Source organism: Streptomyces sp. NPDC054796 (assembly GCF_053611545.1).
Window position 1 is genome coordinate 21,569 of sequence record NZ_JBSHAO010000009.1, and the last position, 24,632, is coordinate 46,200.

Sequence of the window (24,632 nt, forward strand, 5' to 3'; positions counted from 1 at the left end):
GGTCAGCCCGCCACGCCTCCCGTCGCGTCAGCGGCCCGCGCGTCGGCTGCCTGCGCTCGCAGCGCCCGCTCGACGCCCGCGCGCGACTCCGTCACCAGCCGCCGCAGCGCCGCGCTCGGCTCGACGGAGTCCAGCCAGGCGTCCGTCGCCTCCAGCGTGGCGGGCTCGATCTGGAGCGTCGGGTAGAGGCCGACGGCGATCTGCTGGGCCATCTCGTGGCTGCGCGCGTCCCAGATGTCCTTGACCACGGCGAAGTACCGCTCCGCGTACGGGGCCAGCAGCTCGCGCTGGTCGGTCTGGAGGAAGCCTCCGATGACGGCCTCCTGGACGGCGTTGGGCAGCGTGTCGTTCTCCACCACGGCCGCCCACGCCTCCGCCTTCGCCTCGGCGGTCGGCCGCGCGGCCCGCGCCATCGCCGCGTAGCGCTCGCCCGCCGACGTCGCGTCCCGCGCCAGCTCGGCGTCGATCTCGGCCTCGCCCGCGCGCCCGGTGGCGGCGAGCCGCTGGAGCAGCGCCCAGCGTAGATCGGTGTCCACCGTCAGGCCCTCGACGCTCTCGCCGCCGTCCAGCAGCCCGGCCAGCAGCGCGAGCTGCTCGTCCGTACGGGCCGTCGCGGCGAACGCGCGGGCCCACGCCAACTGGTGGTCGCTGCCAGGATCGGCCGCGCGCAGGTGCTCCAGCGTCGCCTCGGACCAGCGCCTGAGCCCGGTCTCGCGCCACGCGGGCTCCGCGTACAGGTCGAGGGCCAGCTTGACCTGGCGGTGCAGGGTCTGCACGACGCCGATGTCCGACTCCTTGGCGATCCCGGAGAGGACGAGATCGAGGTAGTCACGGGTGGCCAGCTCGCCGTCGCGGGTCATGTCCCAGGCCGAGGCCCAGCACAGGGCGCGCGGCAGGGACTCGGTGAAGTCGCCGAGGTGCGCGGTCACCACCGCCAGCGACTCCGGGTCGAGGCGGACCTTGGCGTACGAGAGGTCGTCGTCGTTGAGCAGCAGCACCGCCGGGCGGGGGCGACCCACCAGCGAGGGCACCTCGGTCAGCTCGCCGTCCACGTCCAGCTCGACGCGGTCGGTGCGCACCAGCTTGCCGTCCACCAGCTCGTACGCGCCCACCGCGATCCGGTGCGGGCGCAGCGTCGGCTCGCCCGTCGCGCCCGCGGGCAGCGCGGGGGCCTCCTGGCGGATGGCGAAGGAGGTGAGAACGCCCTCCTCGTCCGTGGTGATCTCGGGGCGCAGGATGTTGATGCCCGCCGTCTGGAGCCACGCCGTCGACCAGGTCTTCAGATCCCGGCCCGACGTCTCCTCCAGCGCGCCGAGCAGATCGCTGAGCCGGGTGTTGCCCCACTCGTGCCGCTTGAAGTAGCGCTGCACGCCCTGGAAGAACTCGTCCATCCCGACGTAGGCGACGAGCTGCTTCAGCACGGAAGCGCCCTTGGCGTAGGTGATCCCGTCGAAGTTGACGAGGACGTCGTCCAGGTCGCGGATCTCCGCCATGATCGGGTGGGTGGAGGGGAGCTGGTCCTGACGGTAGGCCCAGGTCTTCATCTGGTTGGCGAAGCTGGTCCAGGCGTGCGGCCAGCGGCTGCCCGGCGCGTGCGCCTGGCAGGCGATGGAGGTGTACGTCGCGAACGACTCATTGAGCCACAGGTCGTTCCACCACTCCATGGTGACGAGGTCGCCGAACCACATGTGGGCCAGCTCGTGCAGGATCGTCTCGGCCCTGGCCTCGTACGCGGCCTCCGTCACCTTGGACCGGAAGACGTACTGGTCACGGATGGTGACTGCGCCCGCGTTCTCCATGGCTCCCGCGTTGAACTCGGGCACGAAGAGCTGGTCGTACTTCTCGAAGGGGTACGGGTAGTCGAACTTCTCCTGGAACCAGTCGAAGCCCTGGCGCGTGACCTCGAAGAGCGCGTCGGCGTCCAGGTACTCGGCGAGCGACGGACGACAGTACAGGCCCAGCGGCACGCTGCGGTCGCCGCCCTCCCAGCTGCTGTGCACCGAGTGGTACGGGCCGACGATCAGCGCGGTGATGTACGAGGAGATCCGCGGCGTCGGTGCGAAGCGCCAGACGTTGTCCTGCGGCTCCGGCGTCGGCGAGTTGGAGATCACGGTCCAGCCCTCGGGGGCCTTCACGGTGAACTGGAACGTCGCCTTCAGGTCCGGCTGCTCGAAGCTGGCGAACACGCGGCGCGAGTCCGGCACCTCGAACTGGGTGTAGAGGTACGCCTGGTCGTCGACGGGATCGACGAAGCGGTGCAGGCCCTCGCCCGTGTTCGTGTACGCACAGTCCGCGACCACCGTCAGCTCGTTGCGGCCCGCGAGCAGCGAGGGCAGTGCGATGCGGGAGTCCGCGAAGACCTCGGCGGGGTCGAGGGTGTCACCGTTGAGGGTGACGGAGTGCACGGTCGGGGCGATCAGGTCGATGAACGTTTCGGAGCCGGGGGCGGTCTCCGCGACGTCGAAGGTGACCGTCGTCACCGAGCGGAAGGTGCCGCCCTGCTGGGCCGCGCTGAGGTCCAGCTCGATGGCGTAGGAGTCCACGGTGAGCAGCCGTGCGCGCTCCTGGGCCTCTTCGCGCGTCAGATTTGTGCCAGGCACGTGGTGATCTCCCCACTCTCATGGCTCTGTATATGGCGTGTTCCGGCCATCCTTCCACGGGGCCCCTTCGCGGGGTGCGGCTCCCTTCGCGGGGTGCGGAAGGAAACGGGGGGTTGCCCCTTCACGGGGCTGTGCCGCTTCACGGGGTGCGGGGTGATGGCTTCACGGGGTGCGCGTCTCTTGCAGGGGTGCGCCTTCCCTGGTGCCTCTTGGGGGTTCGTTCGCGTGGTGCGGGCCGGTGGCACGGGTTGTGCCCACCCGTCCCGCCAGCGGGACGTTTGCCCACAACAGTTTTGGCGCCGTCGCCAGTGGGGGCGTCCCTGGGTGCGTGTTGGGGGTTCGTTGCGCGGGTGCGGGTGGGTGGCTTCGGCGCGGCGTGTGGTTGCGGTGCGATGCGGCTGGCGCCGCGTGATTCCGGGTTTCGGCCGTGGTTGTGGGCGCGTGGGTGCGGGGTGTCCGGTGCCGCGCCGGGGTGTCTCCTCGGCGTGAAGCTTTCGTTTTCGGCTTTCCGCCGTCGTTCGTCTCGACCTGCGGGGACACCCCACCGCGTCCCCGTCCCGCCGGTGGCCCACAGCCCCTCCGGGTCCGCCAATGCCCACCCCCGGCGCGGGACCTCCGGTCCCCACTTCACGGGCCCAGAGCGTGGGAACAACGGGAGCGGCCTCCGGCCGGAGGGTGGCCACCGGGTGGGAGGTGGCGCGGCGGGGTGTCCCCGCAGGTCGAGCAAGTCACCGGCGGAGAGTTGACGACGATGGCTTCACGCCGAGGAGACACCCCGGCGCGGCGCCGACCCCCACCACACAGGCACCCCATAACCACGAGGCCAGCCAAGAATCACGCGGCGCCAGCCGCGAACAACCGGTCCACACGCCGCGCCGAAGCCACAGGCCAGGCAGCCGAACACGGCGCCAAGCCACATCGCCGCCCGCGCCGGGCAACGGCACCCAAAAGTTGTGGGCAATCGTCCCGCAGGGCGGGACGGGTGGGCACAACCCGTGCCACCGGCCCGCAGCACGCGAACGAACCCCCAAGGGGCACCAGCCAAGGCGCACCCCTGCGAGAACCGGGCACCCCGTGAAGCCATCACCCCGCACCCCGTGAAGGAGTGCAGCCCCCGTGAAGGGGCAACCCTGCGTTTCCTGGCGCCGCCCGCGAAGGGGACCCCCTACCCCGTCACATGAACGGCGCGTGAGCGGAGGTTCACGATCCGGGGAGGGGGTGACGAGGGGTGCGTAACGGGCGCGAACTGTCATGATCCCTGCGCCCCGATGGGCTTACGGCGTTCCCGCGCAGTTAAGACGCAGGTCACCCCGGCTGCCAAGGCTCACTGGTGAGCGGGCCCACCCCGCTCACCCAACGCACCACGTCGCGTTCGCACTCGGGGAGCCAGCATATGTCCCGCACCCGTATCCGCACCCGCACCCACCCCCACACCCTCGACCGCCGCACGCTCCTCGCCGCCACCGCCGCAGGCGCCGCCACCGGACTCGGCGCCGGGCTCGGGCTCGGCGGCGGGTCCGCGACGGCGAACCAGCCCGCCACGGCCCGCGCCGCCGTCGGCGCACACCCCCTCGCCGCGGGCGCCCCCGCCCGCGAGCCGTCGACGTCGGGCACGACGCTCGAATCCGTCGCCACCCCGCGCGGCGCCTCCGGCGGCTACCAGCGACTCGGCGAGGGCCCCGCCTGGGACCGTGTCGTGCGCACCGAGCTGGCCCCCGCGCGCGGCGGCAGGGCGGAGAAGCGGACGGCGCTGACCGCGTTCACCCAGTTCACCGACCTGCATCTGGTGGACGTGCAGCACCCGCTGCGCTACGAGTACCTGCGCGCGGAGACGGCCAGCGCCTGGCGCCCGCAGGAGGCGCTCTCCGTCGCGGGCGTCGTCTCGCTCATCGAGCGCGTCAACGGGCTCAAGGGTGCCCCGGCCACGGGCGCGCCGCTGTCCTTCGTCGTGACGACGGGCGACAACACGGACAACAACAGCAAGGCGGAGCTGGACTGGTTCCTCACCGCGATGAGCGGCGGCCGGATCACCCCGAACACGGGTGACCCGCGCGCGTACGAGGGGGTGCAGGACAGCGGGCTGAAGCTGTACTGGCAGCCCGAGTCGGAACTCCGCGACGACGACAAGGCGCTGGGCTTCCCGCGTATCGACGGTTTCCTCGACGCGGCGATCCGCGAGGTGAACAGCCCGGGGCTGACGCTTCCGTGGTATTCGACCGTCGGCAACCACGACTCCCTGCCGGGCGGCTGTTTCGTCTCGGGCGACGGCTTCTTCGCGGAGTTCGCCGTCGGCGGCAGGAAGCTGATGGACGTGGGCTCGGAGGCGGAGGCCGAGCGGCTGTGGCAGACGGTGCAGGACGGGAGCGACCCGAAGGGCGAGCGGTTCCAGGCGATGCTGCGCTCGCGGGCGAAGCAGATGCGCGCGGTCACCCCGGACCCGGCCCGCGCGCCCTTCACACCCGAGGAGTATCTGCGCGCCCACCTCAACCCGCGCTACGAGGGTCCAGGGCCCGTCGGGCACGGCTACACGAAGGAGAACCTGGACGAGGAGCGGATGTACTACGCGTTCCGGGTCTCGGACGACGTGGTGGGCATCAGCCTCGACACGACCCGCTCGGACGGCGACTACAGAGGCAGGGTCGGCGCGGCCCAGCGCCGCTGGCTGGAGCGGGAGCTGGAGAAGCACCGTGAGGAGGGCTCGTACGTGCTGGTCTTCAGCCACCACACCAGCGCGACGACCCCGGACGGCGGCGCCGAACTCGTCTCGCTGTTCCAGCGCAACCCGCACGTCCTGGCCTGGATCAACGGGCACAGCCACAAGAACGCCATCACTCCGCGCGGCACGTTCTGGGAGGTCTCGACGGCCTCGCACATCGACTACCCGCAGTTGGCCCGCGTGGTGGAGGTGGCCGACAACGGGGACGGCACCCTCTCCCTGTTCACCACCCTCATCGAGTCGGCGGCCCCGCACCGCACCGCGTTCGACGACCTGTCCCAGACGGGGCTGGCCGCGCTCTACCGCGAGCTGTCCTTCAACGCCCCCGCCGCCCGCAAGACCCTCACCGGCGACCCCGAGGACCGCAACACGGAGCTGCTGCTGCGCAAGCCGTGAGCCCTCCCCCGTCGCTCAGCCGCCCGCCCCCGCCCCCGCCCCCGCATCCGCACCCGCGCTCTCGGCCAGCGCGGCGACGCAGGCGCGGACCGAGGGGTTCTCAGCGCGCGCCCGCCACGCGGCCCGCACCTCGCGCCGCCCCCGCCGACCGGCTCCACGCTGCTGCTCCAGCCGGTGATGGCCATCGGCTTCGGCATCGGATTCCTCGGGGAACGCCCCACCCTCACCCAGTACGCCGGGTGCGCCCTGGTCGTCCTCACCGTATGGCGTGCGAGCCGCACCGATCATTAGGGTGCTGTCGCATGCCCCTGCGCACCACCCTCGTCGCCATGGTGGTCACGGCTGCCGTCGTCGCGTTCTCCATCAGCTCCTCCGAGGCGGCCGACCGGGGCCATGCCACGACGCAGGGCGCGTTGGACGCCGCCGTCACCGAGGACGGCGCGCCGGGGGTGCTGGCGCGTGCCGAGGACGGCGGCGGGGTGTGGAACGGCGCCTCGGGCGTGGCCCGGCTCGGCACCGAGCGCCCCAGGCTCCCCCAGGACCGCTTCCGCATCGGCAGCCTCACCAAGCCCTTCGTCGCGACGGTGCTGCTCCAGCTCGAAGCCGAGGGCAGGCTGCGCCTCGACGACCCGGTGGAGCGCTGGCTGCCCGGCACGGTGAGCGGCGACGGCTACGACGGACGCCGCATCACGCTGCGCCAACTGCTCGGCCACACCAGCGGGATCTACGACTACACCGAGGACGCCGCCTTCCAGCGCGCCTACTTCACCGACGCCTTCATGACCAGCCGCTTCCGCCCCGTCAGCCCCGAGGGGCTGGTGCGCACGGCGACCTCGCACCCGCCTGTCTCGGCCCCCGGCGCCGCCTGGCACTACTCCAACACCAACTATGTGCTGGCCGGGATGGTGATCGAGCGGGTGACGGGCCACTCCTACGCCCACGAGATCGAGCGCCGCGTGCTGCGCCCCCTCGGCCTGCGGGACACTTCGCTGCCCGGCGCCTCGACGCGCGTACCGGGGCGGCACGGGCACGCGTACTCCGCCCTCCTCTCGCCGGGCAACGGGGCGAAGGTGCACGACGTGACGGTCCTGAACCCGGCCATGGCGGGCGCCTCGGGCGAGATGATCTCCACGACCGGCGACCTCGTCCGCTTCTTCCGCGCGCTGGCGACGGGCGAGCTGCTGCCGCCGCACCAGTCGCGCGAGATGAGGACGACCGTCCCCGCCGTGGACGGCAACCGCTACGGCCTGGGCCTCACCGAGCGCACCCTGCCCTGCGGCCAGAAGGTGTGGGGGCACGAGGGCTCCATCCAGGGCTCCCGCACCATCGCCGCCACCACGCCCGACGGTGTGCACACCGCGGCGTTCAACATCAACGGCGACTGGTCGGGCGATCCGGGGAAGCTCCTGGAAGCGGAGTTCTGCGGCTAGGGACGTATCCTGAGCAGCCGACGCGGCCGCCGCAGCCGATGATGTTGATCGTCGCAACCGCCCGTCGCAACCGCCCGTCACAGCCGGGTGCCGCACAGCTCCGGGTACCGGGTACCCGGCGAACGATCAGGAGTTGACCGGTGATCAGCCTGGCCGCAGTGGGGGGAGTGGCCCTGATCGAACTGGGCATGGCCCTGACCCCGGGACCGAACATGATCCACCTTGCCTCTCGTGCGATCACCCAAGGCCGCAGGGCGGGCCTGGTCAGCCTGAGCGGGACCGCCGTGGGATTCCTGTGCTACCTGCTGGCCGCCGCCGCGGGCCTGTCCGCGTTGTTCGCCGCCGTGCCGATAGCGTTCATGGTGGTCAAGCTCGCCGGAGCCGCCTATCTGGCCTACCTGGCCTGGGACATGCTCAAGCCCGGTGGCCGCTCACCCTTCGCCCCGGCCCAGGACCTGCCGCCGGTCTCCGACGCCCGCCTGTTCTCGACGGGGCTCCTGACCAACCTGCTCAACCCCAAGATCGCGCTCCTCTACGCCGCCCTTCTGCCCCAGTTCATGGATCCGCAGGCGGGCCCGCCCTGGGCACAACTGCTCCAGCTCGGCGGTGTGCAGATCATCGTGGGGATCTCCGTGAACGCTCTGGTCATGCTCGGTGCGGCGCGGGTGTCCGGGTTTCTGGTCGCCCGGCCCCGTGTGATGGCCGCTCAGCGGTTCGCTGCGGGCGGTCTGCTCGGCGTCTTCGCGCTGCGCACCGCCCTGTCCCGTACGCCCCTCCCGGCCTGAGCCCACCCGGAGGCGCCTCAGCGGGGCGAGACCACCACATACTCGGCCGGGGCCCGTTCCACCGAGGTCACCAGTGCCGTACGCACGATCGCCGCCTGCGACTCCAGCGACTCGCGCAGCCTCTTCGGGGTGAGGTGGACGACCGCGATACCGATCTCCTCCAGCGCCTGCCGCTTGCGCGCGAGCGAGGACCACTGCGCGCCGCTCTGCTGGTGGCGGGGCGCACGGGTGTCGAGTTCGACGGCGACCCCGTGGTCGGGCCAGAAGGCGTCGACGCCGCCCAGGTGCGGGCCGCCGGGGAGGCGGAGGTCCACGTTCCAGCAGGGGTCGGGCAGGTCGTGGCACCGCACCATCGCGTAGAGGGAGCCCTCGGCCAGCGCCCTGCCCTCGGCGAGCAGCGCGTCGACGGCGTCCACGACGTGGGGGCTCGCCAGCAGTCTGGCCCGGGTCAGCTCGCGCACGACGGCCTGCGCCTCGCAGTGTCCGCCGCGCACCGCCTCCGTGAGCAGCCGCCGCACCGTCACCGCGTCCGTGAGCCGCAGGACGGCGTCGGCGAGCGCGCGGGGCACGGGCGCCACCGGCAGCCCGGTGACCTGCTCGGGCTCGGGCGGCTGCTCGTCGCGCACGACGCGGGCGCAGCCGTGGGAGCGCAGCCGCCGGGTGCGCGGGACGAGCACGTCGAGCTGGTCGAGGGCGCGCAGCGGGGGCGCCGAGGAGAAGCCGTGCAGGGCGAGCGCGGCGAGCCCGGTGATCATCACGACGCACCCGCGCGGCAGCGCCTCCTCCGCGCCCGCGCCGCTGTGGCCTTCGCGGTCTTCTCCGCGGGCGCCGTCGGGCCGTGGTTGCGGAGGGATCAGCTGGCGTCCCGCGTAGAGGAGTACGGCGCGCAGCCGTTCGTCGCTCGTGGGCGGTCCGGCGTGCAGGACGTAGACGCCGGGCAGCGGCATCTGCCAGGGGCCGCCGGGGCGGCAGCGCTCGTTGGCCACCGCGGTGGTGACCCCGTGCTCGCGCAGCGCGCGGGCGGTGAGGACGCGCTGCCGCACGGCGTCCGTCAGTTCGCTGAGGGGGCGGGGGGAGAGGGGTGCGTTGTGCGTCATGCCGGGCCGATTCCCACCTCTGGTACCGGGTCCACCCTCTGTTACGAGGCCGTCGACAAAGCCGGACAACGCCGTCCTAAAGTACGGACGTTCGACTGCCGATGATCTCGCCCCATTCCGGCACAGGACCGGAGCCCCGGCGCCGCGCCGCTCTGGCCCGGTCCGGTCCGTCCGTCCCGTCAGTCCCGTCCGTCCCGTCAGCCTCGCCCGGTCCCGTCAGCTCGTGGCACGCGCGTACCGCTCGCGCAGCCCCGCCCGGCCGCGCTCGGTCAGCGCGCCGTGCAGCCGGAGGCGGGCGATGCCGCCGTCGGGGAGGACGTCGAGGCGTACGTGGGTCGCCGTCGCGCCCTCGGGCAGCGCGAGGCGGTGCGTCGTGTCGGGCTCCAGGCGGGTGCGCGGCAGCAGCTCCGACCAGGTCCTGCCGCCGTCGACGGAGCCGTGCAGCGCCGCCCAGCCCGCCGCGTTGCCCTTGTAGTTGGCGGTGTCGATCTCGACGGCGCGCGGCTGCGCCTCACCGGCGAGCCGCAGCCGCACCCAGTCGTTGCCGGTGTCGCGGCGCCGCCGCCCCTCCCAGCCGTCGTCCATCTTGTGGGAGATGCCGGGGAGGGTGATGTTGACGGGCTGCGAGAAGAAGCGGTCGGAGGCGTCCTCGACGTGCGCGCCGTTGAGGACGGAGGCCAGGTCGTAGGTGCCGAGCAGCGCCAGCCAGGACGGATCGGGCAGCACCTCGCCGTGGACGCGCAGGCGGGCGATGCCGCCGTCGGGGTGCTGCTTGAGCCGCAGATGGGTGAAGCGGCGGCCGTCGTCCACGGGGAAGCCGTTGGCGGCGTGCCCGTACACGCGGGTGGGCGGGACCAGCTCGTGCCAGGTCACCTCGCCCGAGAGCAGTTCTTCGGGGCTCGGGGTGCCCTCGACGGCCGCCGCCTCGACGCTGACGCGCTGCGGGTAGTTGCCGCGGAAGTGCGCGGTGTCGACGAGAAGTCCGTGGACGACGCCGGGGGCACCGAGGCGGATCAGCGCCCAGTCGTGGTCCCCGTCCGCCGGATGCGGCGCCTCGGCCGAGACGCCGCGCCTGCGGCGGGTCTCCCAGCCGTCCATGACCTTGCCCTTGTGGCCGAACGCCTCGGGGTCGAAGTGCGCGGCGCCGGGCCGCAGCAGGTTCTCGCGCTCGGCGAAGAACTCATCGTTCGCGGCGACGACGCCCCCGCCGAAGCGGCGGTCCGCGAGGTCGACGAGATCGGTGAAGGGGAACGCGGCGGCGCGGTAGTCGGCGTACGGGTCGCCCGTGGTGCAGGGCGGCGCGTCGTGGGGGTGGGCGTCGTGGGGGTGGGGCTGCTGCTGGGACAACTGGAGCCTTCCGTCGGAAGCGGCGCGGCGCGGTGCGGTGCGGTGCGGTGTGGTGCGGGTGGGCCGTGCGACGGCACAGCCCCCGGCCCGTCTCGTGAACGACCCTGGCAGCAGCCGACTCATCAGGTCCATCGAGACTTTCTAGGCCCACCGTTCAGTTCAACTGAACGTTCCGCAGGGCCTCGACGACCCGCCCCAGTCCGGGCCACTCCTCGGCGCCCCTGCGCACGGCGGCCACCACGTGCCGCCGCGGCCTGTCGTGCTCCAGTACGCGCACGGCGACACGCGCCGCCGACTCCGCGCGCAGCGAGCCCGTACCGCACTCCGCCGTCACCATCCGGGGCAGCAGCGCCACCCCCATCCCCGCGCCCACCATCGCGAGGATCGCGGACCAGTCGGCGGCCGTGTGCGCCTGCTCGGGCGCGAACCCGGCCGTCTCGCACACGGTCGTCGTGATCTCCGACCACGGTCCGCTGTGCCCGAAGATCCAGGGTTCGTCGGCGAGTTCCGCCAGCCGCAGCCCGGACTTCCCCGCCAGCGGATGCCCGGCGGGCAGCGCGATGTCGAGGGGGTCGGCGTGCAGCGCGAACCCGGTGAAGCGCGGATCGCGGGCCGTGGGCGCGTGCGCGGCCAGCGAGAGCGCCAGATCGACGGCGCCCTCCGCGAGCATCCCGTACGCCTCGGCCGCCTCGGCCTCGCGCACGGACACCGTCAGCCCGGGGTGCTCCTCGCGCAGCGCCCGCACGGCGGGGACGACGAGCGCGGGCACGGCCGTGCTGAAGGCGCCGACCCGTACCCGGCCGACCTCGCCCCGCAGGTACCCCGCGAGGTCGGCGTCGGCGCGCTCCAGTTGGGCGAAGACGGCCTCGGCGTGCCGCAGCACGAGCGCGGCGGCGGGGGTGAGCCGCACCCGTCGGCCCTGGGCCTCCAGCAGGGGCACCCCGAGCTGCTTGCTGAGCGCGGAGAGCTGCTGCGAGACCGCCGAGGGCGTCATGAACAGCGCCTCGGCGGTCGCGGTGACGGTTCCTACGTCACCGAGTGTGCGCAGGATGCGCAGCTTCTTGACGTCCCAGTCGGCCATGCGGGGAACGTACACCGGCCTCCCGCGCCGCCCCCGTACCCCCTCCCGTCGCGCCCAGTGCCACGCCCGCGACGACGGGGAGCATGCACAGGGCCTGCGTCGGCGTCGCGCGCTCACCGAGCAGCAGGGCCGAGAGGAGGGCGACGAAGACGGGCTGAAGGTAGTAGACGACACCGGCCCGCGCGGCGCCGACCATGGCGACGGCCTTGTTCCAGGTGAAGTAGGCGACGGCGGAGGAGAAGACGCCGACGTAGAGCAGCGGCCCGACCGTGGCGGCCGAGGGGCTGAACCCGCCCTGGAGCGCGAGGCTGACCCCGTAGACCGGCGCCAGCAGCAGCGCCCCGATCGCGAAGGTGGCGAAGAGCAGCGCGAGCCCCGAGATGCCCTCCGGCCTGCGCCGCAGCAGCGCGCTGTACCCGGCGAAGGCGGCCGTGGCGCCGAGCATCAGCAGATCGCCGCCGGTGAAGTCGAGCCCGAGCAGCGCGGCGGGCGACCCCTTGGCGACGAGCGCGAGCACTCCGCAGAGCGCCAGCAGCATCCCGGCCAGCCGCCGTCCGCCGACGCGGCGCCCCTCGAAGAGGACGATCAGCGCGGGCGAGGCGGCGGCGATCACCGCCATGTTGGTGGCGGGCGCGGTCTGTCCGGCGAGGTAGATGAGGGTGTTGAAGAGGGTGACGCCGAGCAGCGCGGCGAGGGTGAGGAAGCCCGCGTGCCGCCGGATCAGCGCCCGCTGCCGCCACACCTGCCCGAGCGCGAAGGGGGCGACGGCGACGAGCGCGATGATCCAGCGCCAGAAGGCCGTCTGCACGGGCGGCACCTGCGCGTGCAGGGCGCGGGCGACGACGAAGTTGCCCGACCAGACGAGCGTCGCCGTGACGGCGAGCGCGAGTCCTCCCCAGGCCGCCGGATGAACCCTACGGTCACCGCTGACGCTACGGACATGGTGTGGAGCGTCCACTGTTGTGCTGTCCTCTTTCCCGTTCCGGGCCCCGTTCGTTCCGGGACCGCTCACGGGAACCAGCCTCGCCGCGCGGACCGCTCAGGTCCATCGAATCTTTTCGCGGCGAACTTTCAGCGAAACTGAACGGTCCAGCATGCGAAAAGGGCGCCCCGCATGGCGGGACGCCCTCGTGACGCACGGTGTGCGGCGGGTGTCGGCTACTGCTTGCGGGACTTGTCCCCCACCATCACCAGACCGGCGATCACCAGGAAGAGCACGATCGGCGCGGCGACGTAGAGGCCGAGCGTCTCGATGACACTCAGACCAGGACCCGGGTCGTCGCCGTCGTCGCGGGTGAGCGCGAAGGCGGGGGACGACAGCAGCAGCATCAGCGTGGCACCGGCGGTGACAGTGCCGGCGCGCAGGGCGTTCTTGTTGACCTTGTTGCTCACGGATTCAACATAGCGGACGGGTACGGGCCCCGCGCGCCCGGGTCGGCGTTACAGGTGCGCGCCCACAGGCGGTGCGGGGGCCGGGCCGGTCAGTCCTCGGCGAGCGCGGTGCGCAGGTCGGCGAACAGCTCGTGCACGCGCGGCGTCGCCGCCAGTTCCTCCAGGCTGACGGGGCGGCCAGAGGCGTCGGCCACCGGCAGCCGCCAGTTGGGGTACTGGTCCCAGGTGCCAGGCAAGTTCTGCGGGCGGCGGTCCCCCAGCGCGTCGGGCAGCCAGACGCCGATCATCCGCGAGGGCGTGCGGGCGAGGAAGCGGTACACCGCCTTGACGGCCTCCTCCTCGCCGCTCGCCGTGCCGCGGGGCAGCAGTCCGAGCTGCCCGAAGAAGGCGAGCCATTCGTCGGTCTCCGTCGCCGCCGCTGCCTGTTCGTGCGCGAGGGGCCGGGCCAGCAGGCCCAGCTTGTGGCGCAGCGCGACGTGCTCGCCGCTGAGTCTGGCCGCCGTGCTGGGGAGGTCGTGGGTGGTGGCGGTGGCGAGGCAGTCCGCGCGCCACCGCTCGGGGCGCAGCGGCGGCGCCTCGCCCCCGTCCCCCGCAGCACCCGATCCCGCGCCCCCATCCGGGTCCGCGTCCGCGTCCGCGCCCGCCGCGTAGTCGCGCTCGAACCACAGCACCGAGGTCCCCAGCACCCCCCGCGCCGCCAGATCCTCGCGCATGCCGGGCTCGACCGTGCCCAGGTCCTCGCCGATGACGGCGGCCCCGGCGCGGTGCGCCTCCAGGGCCAGCACGCCGAGCATGGCCTCGGTGTCGTAGCGCACATAGGCGCCCTCCGTCGGTGGGCGGCCCTCGGGGATCCACCAGAGGCGGGAGTGGCCCATGACGTGGTCTATGCGCAGGGCTCCCGTGTGCCGCAACTGGCTGGTCAGCACCTCGCGGTACGGCGCGTAGCCGGAGACGGCCAGCGCGTCGGGCCGCCAGGGCGGCAGGCCCCAGTCCTGGCCGTGCGGGTTGAACGCGTCGGGCGGGGCCCCGGTGGAGATGCCGGGTGCGAAGACGTCCTGCTGGGCCCATACGTCGGCGCCGCTCGGGTGCACCCCGACGGCGACGTCGTGCACGAGGCCGACGGGCATCCCGGCGGCCCGCGCGCTCTGCTGGGCCCGCGAGAGCTGGGTGTCGGTGAGCCAGGCGAGCCAGCTGTGGAAATCGACGCGCTCCATGTGCTCACGCCGCGTACGGGCCGTGCGGGCCGAGTGCGGATCGTCGAGCCCTGTGGGCCAGGAGCGCCAGTCCGGGCCGTGCAGCTCGGCGAAGGTGCTCCAGGTGGCGTGGTCCTCCAGGGAATCGCCGCGCTCGGCGAGATAGTCGCAGTAGGCGGCGCGGCGGCCCGGTGCGAGGGGGACCTTGCGTACCAGTTCCAGCGCCTCGCGCTTCAGGTTCCAGACGGCGTCGCGGTCGATGTGCGCGCCCTTGCCGAGCACGGCGCCCCGCAGCGTCGCGGCCCGGCCGAGCAGCGACTCGGCGCGCTCGCGGTCGATGCCCTCCAGATAGGCGTACTCGGGCACGTCCTCGACCCGCAGATGCACGGGATCGGGGAAGCGGCGCGAGGACGGGCGGTAAGGGGAGGGGTCCGTCGGACCGCCCGAGGCGCTGGGCACGGCGGTGTGCAGGGGGTTGAGCTGGATGAAATCGGCGCCCAGGACGCGGCCCGCCCAGTCGGCCAGATCTGAGAGGTCCGCCAGGTCTCCCATGCCCCAGGAGCGGGAGGAGAGCAGCGAGTACAGCTGGACGAGCAGGCCGAAGCCACGGCCCGCGGCGCCGCGGCCACGGGGCGCCGGGAAGTGGTCGGGCGCGACGAGCAGCGTGGCGTGGGCCGCGCGGCCGTCGGGGGCCTGCGCGTGCAGCGTGTGCGCGCCGAGCGGGAGGGTGGCGCCGGGACCCCAGTCAAGGGTGTCCCCGCTCTCGGTGATGACCCGCAGGACGGTGCCTTCGGGGAGTGCGGGGAGCGTGGTGACCGCGGACCCGGCGCGCAGCACGACGGTGGGCGGCAGCAGGCGCAGGGAATCCTGGGCGTGCCGCTCCAGGGCCTCGCGTAAGGCTTGGGGCGTGGAGGCGTCCACGCCGAGCGCGGCGAGCACGGAGACGACCGTCTCGTCGGGCACCTCGACCGTCGAGCCCGGTGCGGGCTCGTAGGAGGTGCAGACACCGTGCGCCGCGGCGAGCCGCGCGAGGCGGCCCATCAGACGTCCGCGAACTCCGTGCCGAACCCGACGCCGGTCGCCTCGCTGGTCAGCGGGGGCTCGGCCAGGGGCGGTTCGCTGGTCAGCGGCGTGGCGTCGGCCAGAGGGGGCTCACTGGTGAGCGGGGCTTCGAAGCATCCGCAGGAGCACGAGCCGTCCAGCCCGGAATCGGGGTCGGACACACCGGGCAGGTCTACCGGCTCGTGCACTCGTTTGGAGAGCGTCTGGCGCGGCAGCGGGGTGAGGGCGGACATCAGTAGTTCAGCGGACGCGGCCACGACGGGCCTCCGTTCGTTGACAACGGGTGGTCATGTCTGGCCTTACCCAGTCGGCGCGAGCGCAGACGTATCTACGGGGTGAACGTGGTCCAGCTCACGTTTGTTCCGGGCAGGCGATTTCGCGGCCGGGCCCCTCCGGGGACGGAGAAACCGGGGGGCGGCGCCGCTCGGGCCGCGAAAATTTACGCAGTGCTGACACCCGTTCACGCCGTGTCCGGGCGGCGTACCGCCCGGACACCACCCGGACACAACAAAGCCCGGTCTCAGGCAGAGGATCTGCCGTCGATCCGGGCGAGAGCGTCGTCCGCGCCGTATGGCTGGAGATAAGGCAGCCAGCGCGGGTCCCTATGCCCCGTGCCGATGATCCGCCAGGCGAGCCCGGACGGCGGCGCGGGCTGATGGCGCAGCCGCCAGCCGATCTCGCCGACGTGCCGGTCCGCTTTGACGTGGTTGCAGCGGCGGCACGCGGCCACCACGTTCTCCCAGGTGTGCTGTCCTCCGCGACTGCGCGGAATGACGTGGTCGACGCTGGTTGCGACGCCACCGCAGTACGCGCACCGGCCGCCGTCGCGCGCGAAGAGCGCACGGCGCGTGAGTGGCACGGTGCCCCGAAAGGGCACCCTCACGAACCGCTTGAGGCGGACGACACTCGGTGCGGGTATGACGCGGGTCGCGCTGTGCATAAGGGCGCCCGATTCCTCCAGGCTGATCGCCTTGTCGTTGAGGACGAGAATGAGCGCGCGGCGTAGCGGTACGACGCCGAGCGGCTCGTACGACGCGTTGAGGACCAGGACATGCGGCACGGTGCCTCCTTGTACGTCGGCGGCGCGTGGCTCGCGCCGTGACGATCTCCCCTCAGTGTGTCCCGTGGCCCGGCGAGTGCGCCACCACGACCGCGTAACGCACTGAGCGTGTTTTCAACCACACCGCATATACCCCGTGCGCCCCCTCGCGTCAGGGCTTCTCCCCCGAACGCACCCTCAACACCCCCTCGACGGGGGCCGGATGCCGCCGTGCGCCCGTCCGTGCGGCCGAATGTGAAGGCCGTGCGCCGTTAGTGTGGTGGCCGCGTCCGCGTGCTCCGTCCGCGCCGACGCTCCCGCACACGGAAGGTTCTGCTGTGTTCTGGCTGATCGGCGCCGCCCCCTCACCCGACGGGAGCGCGGGGGCCACCTCTCTTGAGGACGCCCACGAGACCGCGACGAACGCGGCCGGGTGGATCGAGGAGAACTGGTCGACCTGGCTCACCTCCGGGCTGCGCATCCTGCTGATCGCGGTGATAGCGGTCGTCCTCCGCTACGTGATACGCCGCGCCATCACCAAGCTGATAACCCGGATGAACCGCCGCGCGGCGGCCACGGACAGCGGCAACGCGCTGCGCGGACTGCTCGTCAACCACGAGCGGCGCAGACAGCGCTCGGCGGCCATCGGCTCGGTGCTCCGCAACGTCGCCTCGTTCGTCATCATGGGCACCGCCGTGCTGATGGTCCTCTCCGGACTCGGCATCAACCTCGCGCCGCTGCTGGCCAGCGCCGGTGTCGCGGGTGTCGCGCTGGGCTTCGGGGCGCGCAATCTGGTGACGGACGTGCTGGCCGGTATGTTCATGCTCCTGGAGGACCAGTACGGGGTGGGCGACCGCGTCGACGTCGGGGAGGCGTCGGGCACGGTGCTGGAGATCGGGCTGCGCGTGACGCAGTTGCGCGGCGACGACGGCGAGATCTGGTACATCCGCAACGGCGAGATCAAGCGCGTCGGCAACCTCAGCCAGGGCTGGGCGACGGCGGCGCTGGACGTCCAAGTCAGGGCGGACGAGGACATGGAGGAGGTCCGCGCGGCCATCGCGGCGGCGGGCGAGGAGCTGGGGAAGACCGAGCCCTGGGACGAACTGCTGTGGGAGCCGGTCGAGGTGCTCGGTCTGGACTCCGTCACCCTGGACTCGATGGTCATCCGGGTCTCGGCCAAGACCATGCCGGGCAAGGCGCTCGGGGTGGAGCGGGAACTGCGCTGGCGCATCAAGCAGGCGCTGGACCGGCGCGGCATCCGGATCGTCGACGAGGAGTCGCTGGCGCTGGAGGCCGCCGCGGGGCGGCAGGGCGAGCGGGGTGCGCGGGGCGAGGGGCGCGTCGAGCTGGGCAAGGGCTCGGGGGTGCCCCTCCAGAAGTAGCGCGCGTTCCGTTTCACGAGGCCACGCGCCCGCGCCGGTTCCATTGACGGTGCGGGCGCGTGGCCTTACTGTCGGGGCACTCAATAGGAAACCTTCCTAACAGTGCGGGGTGGGGGCAGACGCCATGGCGGGTACGGGGGCGGGGAGCACACCGGGGACGCCGCGTGTGCTGCGCGCGATGAACGACCGCGCCGCGCTCGATCTGCTGCTCAGTCAGGGCCCCCTCTCCCGCAGCCGCATCGGCAAGCTCACCGGCCTCTCCAAGCCCACCGCCTCCCAGTTGCTGGCCCGCCTCGAAGCCGCGGGCCTCGTCGTCGTCACGGGCACCAGCGCGGGCCGCCCCGGACCCGGCGCGCAGTTGTACGCGGTCAACCCCGGGGCCGCCTACGTCGCCGGGCTGGATGTGACACCGGGGCGCGTCCTCGCGGGGGTCGCGGACATCGCGGGGCGCACCGTCGGCACGTACGAGCTGCCCACTCCGGGGCGGCGCGCGGCGGACGGCACAGTGGAGCTGGTCGTACGGGCCGTGGACGGGGCCGCCAAGGCGGCGGGGGTGCACCGGGGTGACCTGCGCCGCGTCGTCATCGGCACCCCGGGCGCCTTCGACCCGAGCACGGGGCGGCTGCGCTACGCCTCCCACCTGCCGGGATGGCACTCCCCCGCCCTGCTGGACGAGTTGGCCGCCGCGCTGCCGATGCCGCTGGACTACGACAACGACGTGAACCTCGTTGCCGTCGCCGAGCAGAGGCTGGGCGCTGCCGAAGGGCACGAGGACTTCGTCCTGCTGTGGAACGAGGAGGGCATCGGCGCGGCCCTCGTCATCGGCGGGAGGCTGCACCGCGGCAGGACGGGCGGCGCGGGCGAGGTCGGCTTCCTGCCGGTGCCAGGGGCGCCGCTCGAACGCCGTCCCGCGCGGACCAACAGCGGCGGCTTCCAGGAGCTGGCCGGGGCCAACGCGGTGCTGCGTCTCGCCCGTGAACTGGGCCTCGATTACGACAGGGACGCGCGGATGAAGGACGCGGCGGCCGAGCTGCTGACACGCGCGGCGCGGGTCACCGGGGACGCCGAGGTGGCGGGCCCCGAAGCGGGCGCGGCGGACGCGGATCCGGGCGCCGGCTCGGGCGCGAACGGCGAGCTGCTGCGCCGCACCGCCACCGGCGTCGCCGTCGGCCTCGCCTCGCTCGTGGCCGTGCTCGACCCCCAGCTCATCGTGCTCTCGGGCGGCGTGCACACCGCGGGCGGCGAGCCGCTGCGCGCGCTGGTGCGCGCCGAACTCACCGAACTCGCCGTGCCACGGCCCGAACTGGTGCTGGGCACGGTGACCGAGCACCCCGTGCTGAACGGTGCGCTCCAGAGCGCCCTGGCCACGACCCGCGACGAGGTGTTCGACACCGCCCGCTGATCCCCCTCATAGCGCTCATAGCGAAGGGCTCCTCCATGTCAGCCATGAAACTCGCGGTGGTCGGTGGCGGCTCCACCTACACCCCGGAACTCATCGACGGCTTCGCCAGGCTGCGCGACACGCTGCCCCTGGCGGAGATCGTCCTCATCGACCCGGACGCCGAGCGGCTGCGCCTGGTGGGCGGCCTCGCGCGGCGCATCCTCGCCAGGCAGGGCCACGACGCGCTGGTCACCACCACGGCCGATCTGGAAGCGGGCGCCGAGGGAGCGGACGCGGTGCTGGTCCAGTTGCGCGTCGGCGGCCAGGCTGCACGCAACGAGGACGAGACCTGGCCGCTGGAGTGCGGCTGCGTCGGCCAGGAGACGACGGGCGCGGGCGGGCTCGCGAAGGCGCTGCGCACCGTGCCGCTCGTCCTCTCCATAGCGGAGCGCGTGCGCCGCGTCAGCCCCGACGCCTGGATCATCGACTTCACCAACCCCGTCGGCATCGTCACCCGCGCCCTGCTGGAGGCCGGGCACAAGGCCGTCGGGCTGTGCAACGTGGCGATCCACCTCCAGCGGAAGTTCGCCGCGCTGCTGGAGGCGGAGCCCGACGAGGTCCATCTCGACCACTACGGCCTCAACCACCTCACCTGGGAGCTGGGCGTGCGGCTGGGCGGACCCGGCGGCGAGGACGCGCTGCCCCGGCTGATCTCCGCGCACGGCCCGCGCATCGCCGAGGACCTGCGGCTGCCGCCCGCCGTGCTGGAGCGGCTCGGCGTCGTCCCCTCCTACTACCTGCGCTACTACTACGCGCACGACGAGGTCGTCGACGAGCTGCGCACCAAGCCCTCCCGGGCGGCCGAGGTCGCCGCCATGGAGAAGCGGCTGCTGGAGATGTACGCGGACCCGGCGCTGGACGAGAAGCCGGAGCTGCTGTCCCGGCGCGGCGGTGCCTTCTACTCCGAGGCGGCCGTGGAGCTGGCCGCGCCCCTGCTGGGTGCGGAGGGGGAGGACGCGGAGGGGGAGGACGCGGAGGGGGAGGACGCGCCGGTGCGGGTCGTCAACACGTACAACAACGGGACGCTGCCCTTCCTCCCCGACGACGCGGTGGTCGAGGTCCCGGCCCGGATCACGCCCGGTGGCGCGCGGCCCCTGCCCGCGCCCGCCATCGACCCGCTCCACGCGGGCCTCATCGCCCACGTCACGGCCTACGAGCGCCTCGCGCTCGACGCCGCGCTGCGCGGAGGCCGCGAACGGGTCTTCAAGGCGCTCCTCGCGCACCCCCTCGTCGGCCAGTACACGCAGGCCGAGGCGCTGACCGACCTCCTCCTCGCGCACAACAGGGAGCACCTCGCGTGGGCCTGAACCCGGGCGGGGCCTGCCTCGCCATCGACGCGGGCAACAGCAAGACGGACGTGGCCGTCGTCGCCGTCGACGGCACCGTGCTGGGCACCGCGCGGGGCGGCGGCTTCCAGCCGCCGACGGTCGGCGCGGAGGCGGCCGTCGGCGAACTGGCGCGCACCGTGGCGCACGCGGCCGAGGCGGCGGGCGCGGGCGGCGGGGGCACGGACGGATCCCCGCGCTTCGCGCACGTCTCCGCCTGCCTCGCCAACGCCGACCTGCCCCGCGAGGAACACGATCTGACGGCCAGGATCGACGCGTACGACTGGGGCCTGACCGCGCACGTCGTCAACGACACCTTCGCCATACTGCGCGCCGGGCTGCCGGACGACGGGACGGTGCGCCATGGCGTCGCCGTCGTCTGCGGCGCGGGAATCAACTGCGTGGGCCGGGCCGAGGACGGCCGCACCCACCGCTTCCCCGCCGTGGGCCGCCTCTCGGGCGACTGGGGCGGCGGCGCCGGGCTGGCCGCCGAGGCGCTGTGGCACGCCGCGCGCGCGGAGGACGGCAGGGGCGGGCCGACGGAACTCGCGCGGGCCCTGCCCGGACACTTCGGGCTGCCCTCCATGTACGCGCTGATCGAGGCCCTGCACATGGAGGACGTACCGGCCGGGCGCAGGCACGAGATCACCCCCGTCCTCTTCGAGGTCGCCGCGACGGGTGACGAGGTGGCCCGCGCGCTCGTGCGGCGGCAGGCCGACGAGATCGTCTCCCTGGTCACCGTCACCCTCGACCGCCTCGGCCTGCTGGCGACGGTGACGCCGGTGCTGCTGGGCGGCGGCGTCGTCGCGGCCCGGCACCCGCTGCTCCACGACCGCCTCACGGAACAGCTCGCCGCCCAGGCGCCCAAGGCCGACCCACGCATCGTCACCGCGCCCCCGGTCCTGGGCGCGGGCCTCCTCGGACTCGACGCGACGGGGGCGCGCCCCGAGGCGCACGCGGCGCTGCGCGCGTACTACGGCTGACGGCGGCGGGCAGCGGGCGGCAGCCGTCGGGCGGCGAGACGGGGCCGCGCAGGGGACGACGCGGCCCCCGGCGGGCCCGCGGGTGCGGGGCCGACGGGGGCCGTCGTCCGGCTGGTCAGGGTCAGCCGCGGTGCAGGGTGATCGTCGTCCAGGCGCCGACGTGGACGCGGTCGCCGTCTGTCAGCGGGACCGGGACGAAGGGCTGGATCGGGTCGTCGGCGCCGTTGATCGTGGTGCCGTTCGTCGAGTCCTGGTCCACGACCGACCAGCTTCCGTCCGGCTGCTGCACCAGCACGGCGTGCTGGTGCGAGACGCCAGGGTCCTCCGGGGCCCGGCCCAGATCGATGTCCGGCGCCTCGCCCGTGGAGTGGCGGCGACGGCCGATGGTGATCTGGTTCCCGGTCAGCGGAAGCTGCTGCTCCGGCGAGTACGCGGGCAGGTTGAGGCTCGCGGCCTCGGGACCGCTGCGGCCCATCATCGCCGTGAAGTACTCGCGGTCCGGCGCTATGACCGCCACCCAGGAGGAGGGCTGCTGCTCCTGGTATCCGGGGTCCTGCCGGCCCGGGTACTGGCCGCCCTGCTGATCCGGGTACGGGCCCTGCTGGCCCGGGTGCTGGCTCTGCTGGGGCGGCTGGTGCTGCTGGCCCTGCTCGCCGCCCGGACCCGGCTGACCCGGCTGACCCGGGTAGCCGGGACCCGGCTGGCCCTGGCCCGGCATCTGCTCGGGCTGGGCCTGGCCGGGGAAACCGGGCGGGCCAGGGTACGGGGGCGGCGGCTGCGGTCCCTCCGGGGCAGGGGCAGGGGGCGCCTGGGGAGGGGCGCCCTGGGCCTGCGCCTGGAAGGGCTGAGGCGGCTGCTGGGGCGGTTGCTGCTGCTGAGGAGGCTGCGGCTGCTGCTGCGGATCCTGTCCGGGGCCGCCGGGAGGCGACAGCATCCAGTCGCCGCTGGGCTGCTGCGGCGGAGCGGGCGGCGCCATCTGCTGGCCGTGCTGGCCGTGCTGCCCCTGCTGGCCGGGCCCTGGCGGCGGACTGGGCGGACCGGGCGGACCCGGTACCTGGCCGTTCTGGTCAGCACCGTACGGCCCAGGACCACCGGGGCCACCGGGCGCGCTCTGCTCGGGCGTCAGCGGCTCGGCGGGACGGTTGATCTGGGAGGGGCGCGACGCCTGGTAGTCGAACCGCTGCTCCTGGCTCGGGTCCGTCTGCCCGGGGAAGGGCGGCGGAGGCGGCGGCCCCGGCTGGCCAGGCTGCCCCTGCTGAGGCGGCTGGCCCTGGCCGGGGAAACCGGGCGGCGGGCCCTGCTGCGGGAAGCCGCCGGGCTGCTGCTGCCCCGGCGCACCGGGACCGGGCGGACCAGGCTGACCGGGCTGACCGGGAGGAGCGGGCGGACCGCCGGGGCCGCCCGCCGTGTGCTGCGGGTTCGGCGGCACGTAGGTGGTCGGCGAGTGCGTCAGGAAGTTGTAGCGGCACTCCTCGCAGAACGGCGCCTGCGCCTCACGCGGCGTACCGCACTGCGGGCACAGCTCTCCCCCGCCCTGCGGACCCTGCCCCGGGCCCTGCGGACCCCCGGGCTGCGGATACCCGTACCCCTGCCCCTGTCCCTGCCCACCGGGACCGGGCGGGCCAGGGGCCGCCGGCGGGACGGGGACACCGGGGGCCTGGGGCGGCCCGGGGTAGCCGTAACCGCCCTGTCCCGGTGGAGCAGGGGGCTGCGGCACCCCGCCGGCCGGCGCGCCGGACGCGTCGGTCATGCGGTGACCGCACACCTCGCACCAGTCGTCGGCCGCCGACTGGTGGCCGTTCGGGCAAGTCGGCATGGTGAGTGCCTCCCCCTCCGTGCTCCTGCTGTCCGTACCTTTCGGTACTCGCTACTTCTTCACGCGGACCGTCTTGGTGGACCGCGTTTCCAGGGTCATCTCGTCGGCCTCGGCAACCTGTGCCTTCAGCCGAACAGTACCGGTCGCCTCGTCCACGACGTCGACGACCTTCGAAAGCAGTTTCGCAGTATCCGCGTTCCCCGAGACGCTCGCCAGTTGAACGGCCCGGCCCAGTTTGGCCGTCGCGCCCTCCTCGTCGCCCGCCTTGCGCAGATCGAGCCCCTGCTGGATGGCCTGCGCCAGCTCCGCCTGGCCCGTGTAGTGCGCGACCTGCGGATTGATGCTGGTGGTGGCCCCGAGGTCGTCGGTCCACACGGCCCGGATCAGCCCCTGCGAGAGCGTGCGCGGACTCCCGCCGTCCGGCGCCGGGACGATCAGGGAGGCCCGTGCGGCGAGCATCTCCTGGCCCACCTCGGCGGGGGGCACCTCGACGCATACGTGGTAGTCGCGGGACTCGTCGCCCCACGAGCCCGTGGGGTAGTCACCGGCCCGCGGGCCCGCTTCCGTGCGGCGGTCCGTCAGGTCCTCGACGGTGGGCGCGACCTGCTTCACGAACTTGATCCCGGTCCCCAGCGGCGTCCACAGGCGCAGCGCCACGTCGGCGACCTCCTTGCCCATGGCCGTCTCCATCATGCGCGTGAAGTCGTCCGCGAGGCCGCCGGGATCGGCCACGATGTCGGCGGAGCCGAGCAGTGCGGAGGCGATGCCTGTGACTTCTTTCACCTCCCAGTCGGTGCCCACGCCCCGCGCGTCACAGGTGAAGCGGCCCGCGCAGGCGTCCAGGGTGGCCTGGAGCTGCTCGGGCTCCTCGTGCTCGTTCCTGCCGTCCGTGAGCAGGATCCCGTGGCGGATGGAGACGTCGGCGGAGGCCAGCAGGCTGTCGGCCAGCCGCAGCCAGGTGCCGATGGCCGTGCCGCCGCCCGCGCCGAGTCTGCGCAGCGCCTGCTTGGCCTGGTCGCGGGTGGCCGCGCCGGCGACGGCGAGCCTGCCGGCTCCCGGGTAGACCTCCCTGGCCTGGTGGGTGCCCGCGACCACCGCGAACCGCACCCCGTCGCGCACGGTGTCGATGGCCGCGGCCGTCGCGTCCCGCGCGTTGCGCATCTTCGTCGGCGGGTAGTCCATCGAGCCCGAGCAGTCCACCATGATCACGACTGCGGCGTCGGTGTGGAGGCCCCCGCCGCCGAGCGGGGCGCGCGACGGGTCGGTGACCGGCAGCGGCTGCCCGCCGGTCGTCCCCCCGCCCGTCGAGGTCACGGTGACGATCGCGTTGACCTCGCTCGCGCCCTCCGACAGGTACTCGTTCTGATAGATGTCCACCGAGAACTGCGGCACGTTCGACTTCGAGATGTTGGCCATCTGTTCCGCTCCTGCTCCATGTCGACAAGGAGATGAAGGGGCGGGCGGAAACGCCGCATGCCAGCGGCGTCCCCGGTGCTTCCCCCCGTGCTGTGTGCTCCGTTCCGCGTGCGGTGTGCGGTGTGCGGTGT

At 73.3% G+C, this 24,632-nt stretch carries 18 protein-coding genes; 7 read left to right on the plus strand and 11 right to left on the minus strand.

The features are described from left to right. Window positions 1-2: 2 nt before the first annotated feature. A complete protein-coding gene (pepN, locus tag ACWGJ2_RS10015; protein ID WP_453345531.1) occupies window positions 3-2,600 on the minus strand; it encodes an aminopeptidase N in 2,598 nt (865 codons plus the stop codon). 1,393 nt (window positions 2,601-3,993) lie between these two features. On the opposite strand from pepN, the gene ACWGJ2_RS10020 reads away from it, so the two are divergent. The 3 genes from ACWGJ2_RS10020 (at window position 3,994) to ACWGJ2_RS10030 (ending at window position 7,927) form a co-directional block, all read left to right on the plus strand. Then, window positions 3,994-5,712, plus strand: coding sequence for a TIGR03767 family metallophosphoesterase (locus ACWGJ2_RS10020; protein WP_453345532.1), 1,719 nt, complete (start codon window positions 3,994-3,996; stop codon window positions 5,710-5,712). 302 nt (window positions 5,713-6,014) lie between these two features. Continuing rightward, entirely contained in the window at window positions 6,015-7,142 is a 1,128-nt protein-coding gene (locus tag ACWGJ2_RS10025; protein WP_453345533.1) for a serine hydrolase domain-containing protein, read from the plus strand. A gap of 140 nt (window positions 7,143-7,282) precedes the next feature. Continuing rightward, complete coding sequence (locus ACWGJ2_RS10030; protein ID WP_453345534.1) at window positions 7,283-7,927, plus strand: LysE family translocator; 645 nt, start codon at window positions 7,283-7,285, stop codon at window positions 7,925-7,927. Window positions 7,928-7,944: 17 nt separating this feature from the next. On the opposite strand, the gene ACWGJ2_RS10035 is transcribed toward ACWGJ2_RS10030, so the two are convergent. The 8 genes from ACWGJ2_RS10035 to ACWGJ2_RS10070 all read right to left on the minus strand — a co-directional run bounded on the left by ACWGJ2_RS10035 (window position 7,945) and on the right by ACWGJ2_RS10070 (window position 16,159). Beyond that, the gene (locus ACWGJ2_RS10035; RefSeq protein WP_453345535.1) at window positions 7,945-9,024 is read right to left on the minus strand and encodes a hypothetical protein; all 1,080 of its coding nucleotides are present in this window, start codon (window positions 9,022-9,024) and stop codon (window positions 7,945-7,947) included. A 216-nt stretch (window positions 9,025-9,240) separates the two neighbouring features. After that, window positions 9,241-10,503, minus strand: a complete 1,263-nt coding sequence (gene alc / locus ACWGJ2_RS10040) for an allantoicase (RefSeq protein WP_453345536.1) — start codon at window positions 10,501-10,503, stop codon at window positions 9,241-9,243. Window positions 10,504-10,525: 22 nt separating this feature from the next. Further along, complete coding sequence (locus tag ACWGJ2_RS10045; RefSeq protein ID WP_453345537.1) at window positions 10,526-11,452, minus strand: LysR family transcriptional regulator; 927 nt, start codon at window positions 11,450-11,452, stop codon at window positions 10,526-10,528. Next, window positions 11,403-12,410: a DMT family transporter gene (locus ACWGJ2_RS10050; protein ID WP_453345538.1), complete on the minus strand. Its 1,008-nt coding sequence runs from the start codon at window positions 12,408-12,410 to the stop codon at window positions 11,403-11,405. Before ACWGJ2_RS10050 ends, ACWGJ2_RS10045 begins: the two co-directional genes overlap by 50 nt. 200 nt (window positions 12,411-12,610) lie before the next feature. Continuing rightward, window positions 12,611-12,844, minus strand: coding sequence for a hypothetical protein (locus ACWGJ2_RS10055; protein ID WP_453345539.1), 234 nt, complete (start codon window positions 12,842-12,844; stop codon window positions 12,611-12,613). A gap of 89 nt (window positions 12,845-12,933) precedes the next feature. Next, a complete protein-coding gene (malQ, locus tag ACWGJ2_RS10060; RefSeq protein ID WP_453345540.1) occupies window positions 12,934-15,078 on the minus strand; it encodes a 4-alpha-glucanotransferase in 2,145 nt (714 codons plus the stop codon). Next, entirely contained in the window at window positions 15,078-15,356 is a 279-nt protein-coding gene (locus ACWGJ2_RS10065) for a hypothetical protein (protein ID WP_453345541.1), read from the minus strand. Before ACWGJ2_RS10065 ends, malQ begins: the two co-directional genes overlap by 1 nt. Window positions 15,357-15,619: 263 nt before the next feature. Further along, window positions 15,620-16,159 (minus strand): HNH endonuclease, encoded by a 540-nt coding sequence (locus tag ACWGJ2_RS10070; RefSeq protein ID WP_453345542.1) that lies wholly within the window; start codon window positions 16,157-16,159, stop codon window positions 15,620-15,622. 317 nt (window positions 16,160-16,476) lie between these two features. On the opposite strand from ACWGJ2_RS10070, the gene ACWGJ2_RS10075 reads away from it, so the two are divergent. From ACWGJ2_RS10075 to ACWGJ2_RS10090, 4 genes are all read left to right on the plus strand, one after another. Further along, window positions 16,477-17,520: a mechanosensitive ion channel family protein gene (locus ACWGJ2_RS10075; protein ID WP_453345543.1), complete on the plus strand. Its 1,044-nt coding sequence runs from the start codon at window positions 16,477-16,479 to the stop codon at window positions 17,518-17,520. A gap of 124 nt (window positions 17,521-17,644) precedes the next feature. Continuing rightward, window positions 17,645-18,922, plus strand: a complete 1,278-nt coding sequence (locus tag ACWGJ2_RS10080; protein ID WP_453345662.1) for an ROK family transcriptional regulator — start codon at window positions 17,645-17,647, stop codon at window positions 18,920-18,922. A 44-nt stretch (window positions 18,923-18,966) separates the two neighbouring features. Then, window positions 18,967-20,268, plus strand: coding sequence for a 6-phospho-beta-glucosidase (locus tag ACWGJ2_RS10085; RefSeq protein WP_453345663.1), 1,302 nt, complete (start codon window positions 18,967-18,969; stop codon window positions 20,266-20,268). Further along, window positions 20,259-21,269 (plus strand): N-acetylglucosamine kinase, encoded by a 1,011-nt coding sequence (locus ACWGJ2_RS10090; RefSeq protein WP_453345544.1) that lies wholly within the window; start codon window positions 20,259-20,261, stop codon window positions 21,267-21,269. Before ACWGJ2_RS10085 ends, ACWGJ2_RS10090 begins: the two co-directional genes overlap by 10 nt. A gap of 121 nt (window positions 21,270-21,390) precedes the next feature. Here the strand turns inward: ACWGJ2_RS10090 and ACWGJ2_RS10095 are convergent, their stop codons facing one another. Together ACWGJ2_RS10095 and ACWGJ2_RS10100 are read right to left on the minus strand one after the other, a co-directional pair. After that, window positions 21,391-23,085 (minus strand): FHA domain-containing protein, encoded by a 1,695-nt coding sequence (locus ACWGJ2_RS10095; protein ID WP_453345545.1) that lies wholly within the window; start codon window positions 23,083-23,085, stop codon window positions 21,391-21,393. A gap of 51 nt (window positions 23,086-23,136) precedes the next feature. Beyond that, window positions 23,137-24,501, minus strand: coding sequence for a VWA domain-containing protein (locus ACWGJ2_RS10100; protein WP_453345546.1), 1,365 nt, complete (start codon window positions 24,499-24,501; stop codon window positions 23,137-23,139). Window positions 24,502-24,632 lie beyond the last annotated feature (131 nt).

What these genes read in the sequence shown, in the direction of transcription:
- ACWGJ2_RS10035 (WP_453345535.1), bottom strand. Translation starts at nt 9,024, where the DNA reads ATGACGCACAACGCACCCCTCTCCCCCCGCCCCCTCAGCGAACTGACG.
- ACWGJ2_RS10080 (WP_453345662.1), top strand. Translation starts at nt 17,645, where the DNA reads ATGGCGGGTACGGGGGCGGGGAGCACACCGGGGACGCCGCGTGTGCTG.
- alc (WP_453345536.1), bottom strand. Translation starts at nt 10,503, where the DNA reads ATGGACCTGATGAGTCGGCTGCTGCCAGGGTCGTTCACGAGACGGGCC.
- malQ (WP_453345540.1), bottom strand. Translation starts at nt 15,078, where the DNA reads ATGGGCCGCCTCGCGCGGCTCGCCGCGGCGCACGGTGTCTGCACCTCC.
- ACWGJ2_RS10095 (WP_453345545.1), bottom strand. Translation starts at nt 23,085, where the DNA reads ATGCCGACTTGCCCGAACGGCCACCAGTCGGCGGCCGACGACTGGTGC.
- ACWGJ2_RS10045 (WP_453345537.1), bottom strand. Translation starts at nt 11,452, where the DNA reads ATGGCCGACTGGGACGTCAAGAAGCTGCGCATCCTGCGCACACTCGGT.
- ACWGJ2_RS10085 (WP_453345663.1), top strand. Translation starts at nt 18,967, where the DNA reads ATGAAACTCGCGGTGGTCGGTGGCGGCTCCACCTACACCCCGGAACTC.
- ACWGJ2_RS10025 (WP_453345533.1), top strand. Translation starts at nt 6,015, where the DNA reads ATGCCCCTGCGCACCACCCTCGTCGCCATGGTGGTCACGGCTGCCGTC.
- ACWGJ2_RS10020 (WP_453345532.1), top strand. Translation starts at nt 3,994, where the DNA reads ATGTCCCGCACCCGTATCCGCACCCGCACCCACCCCCACACCCTCGAC.
- ACWGJ2_RS10100 (WP_453345546.1), bottom strand. Translation starts at nt 24,501, where the DNA reads ATGGCCAACATCTCGAAGTCGAACGTGCCGCAGTTCTCGGTGGACATC.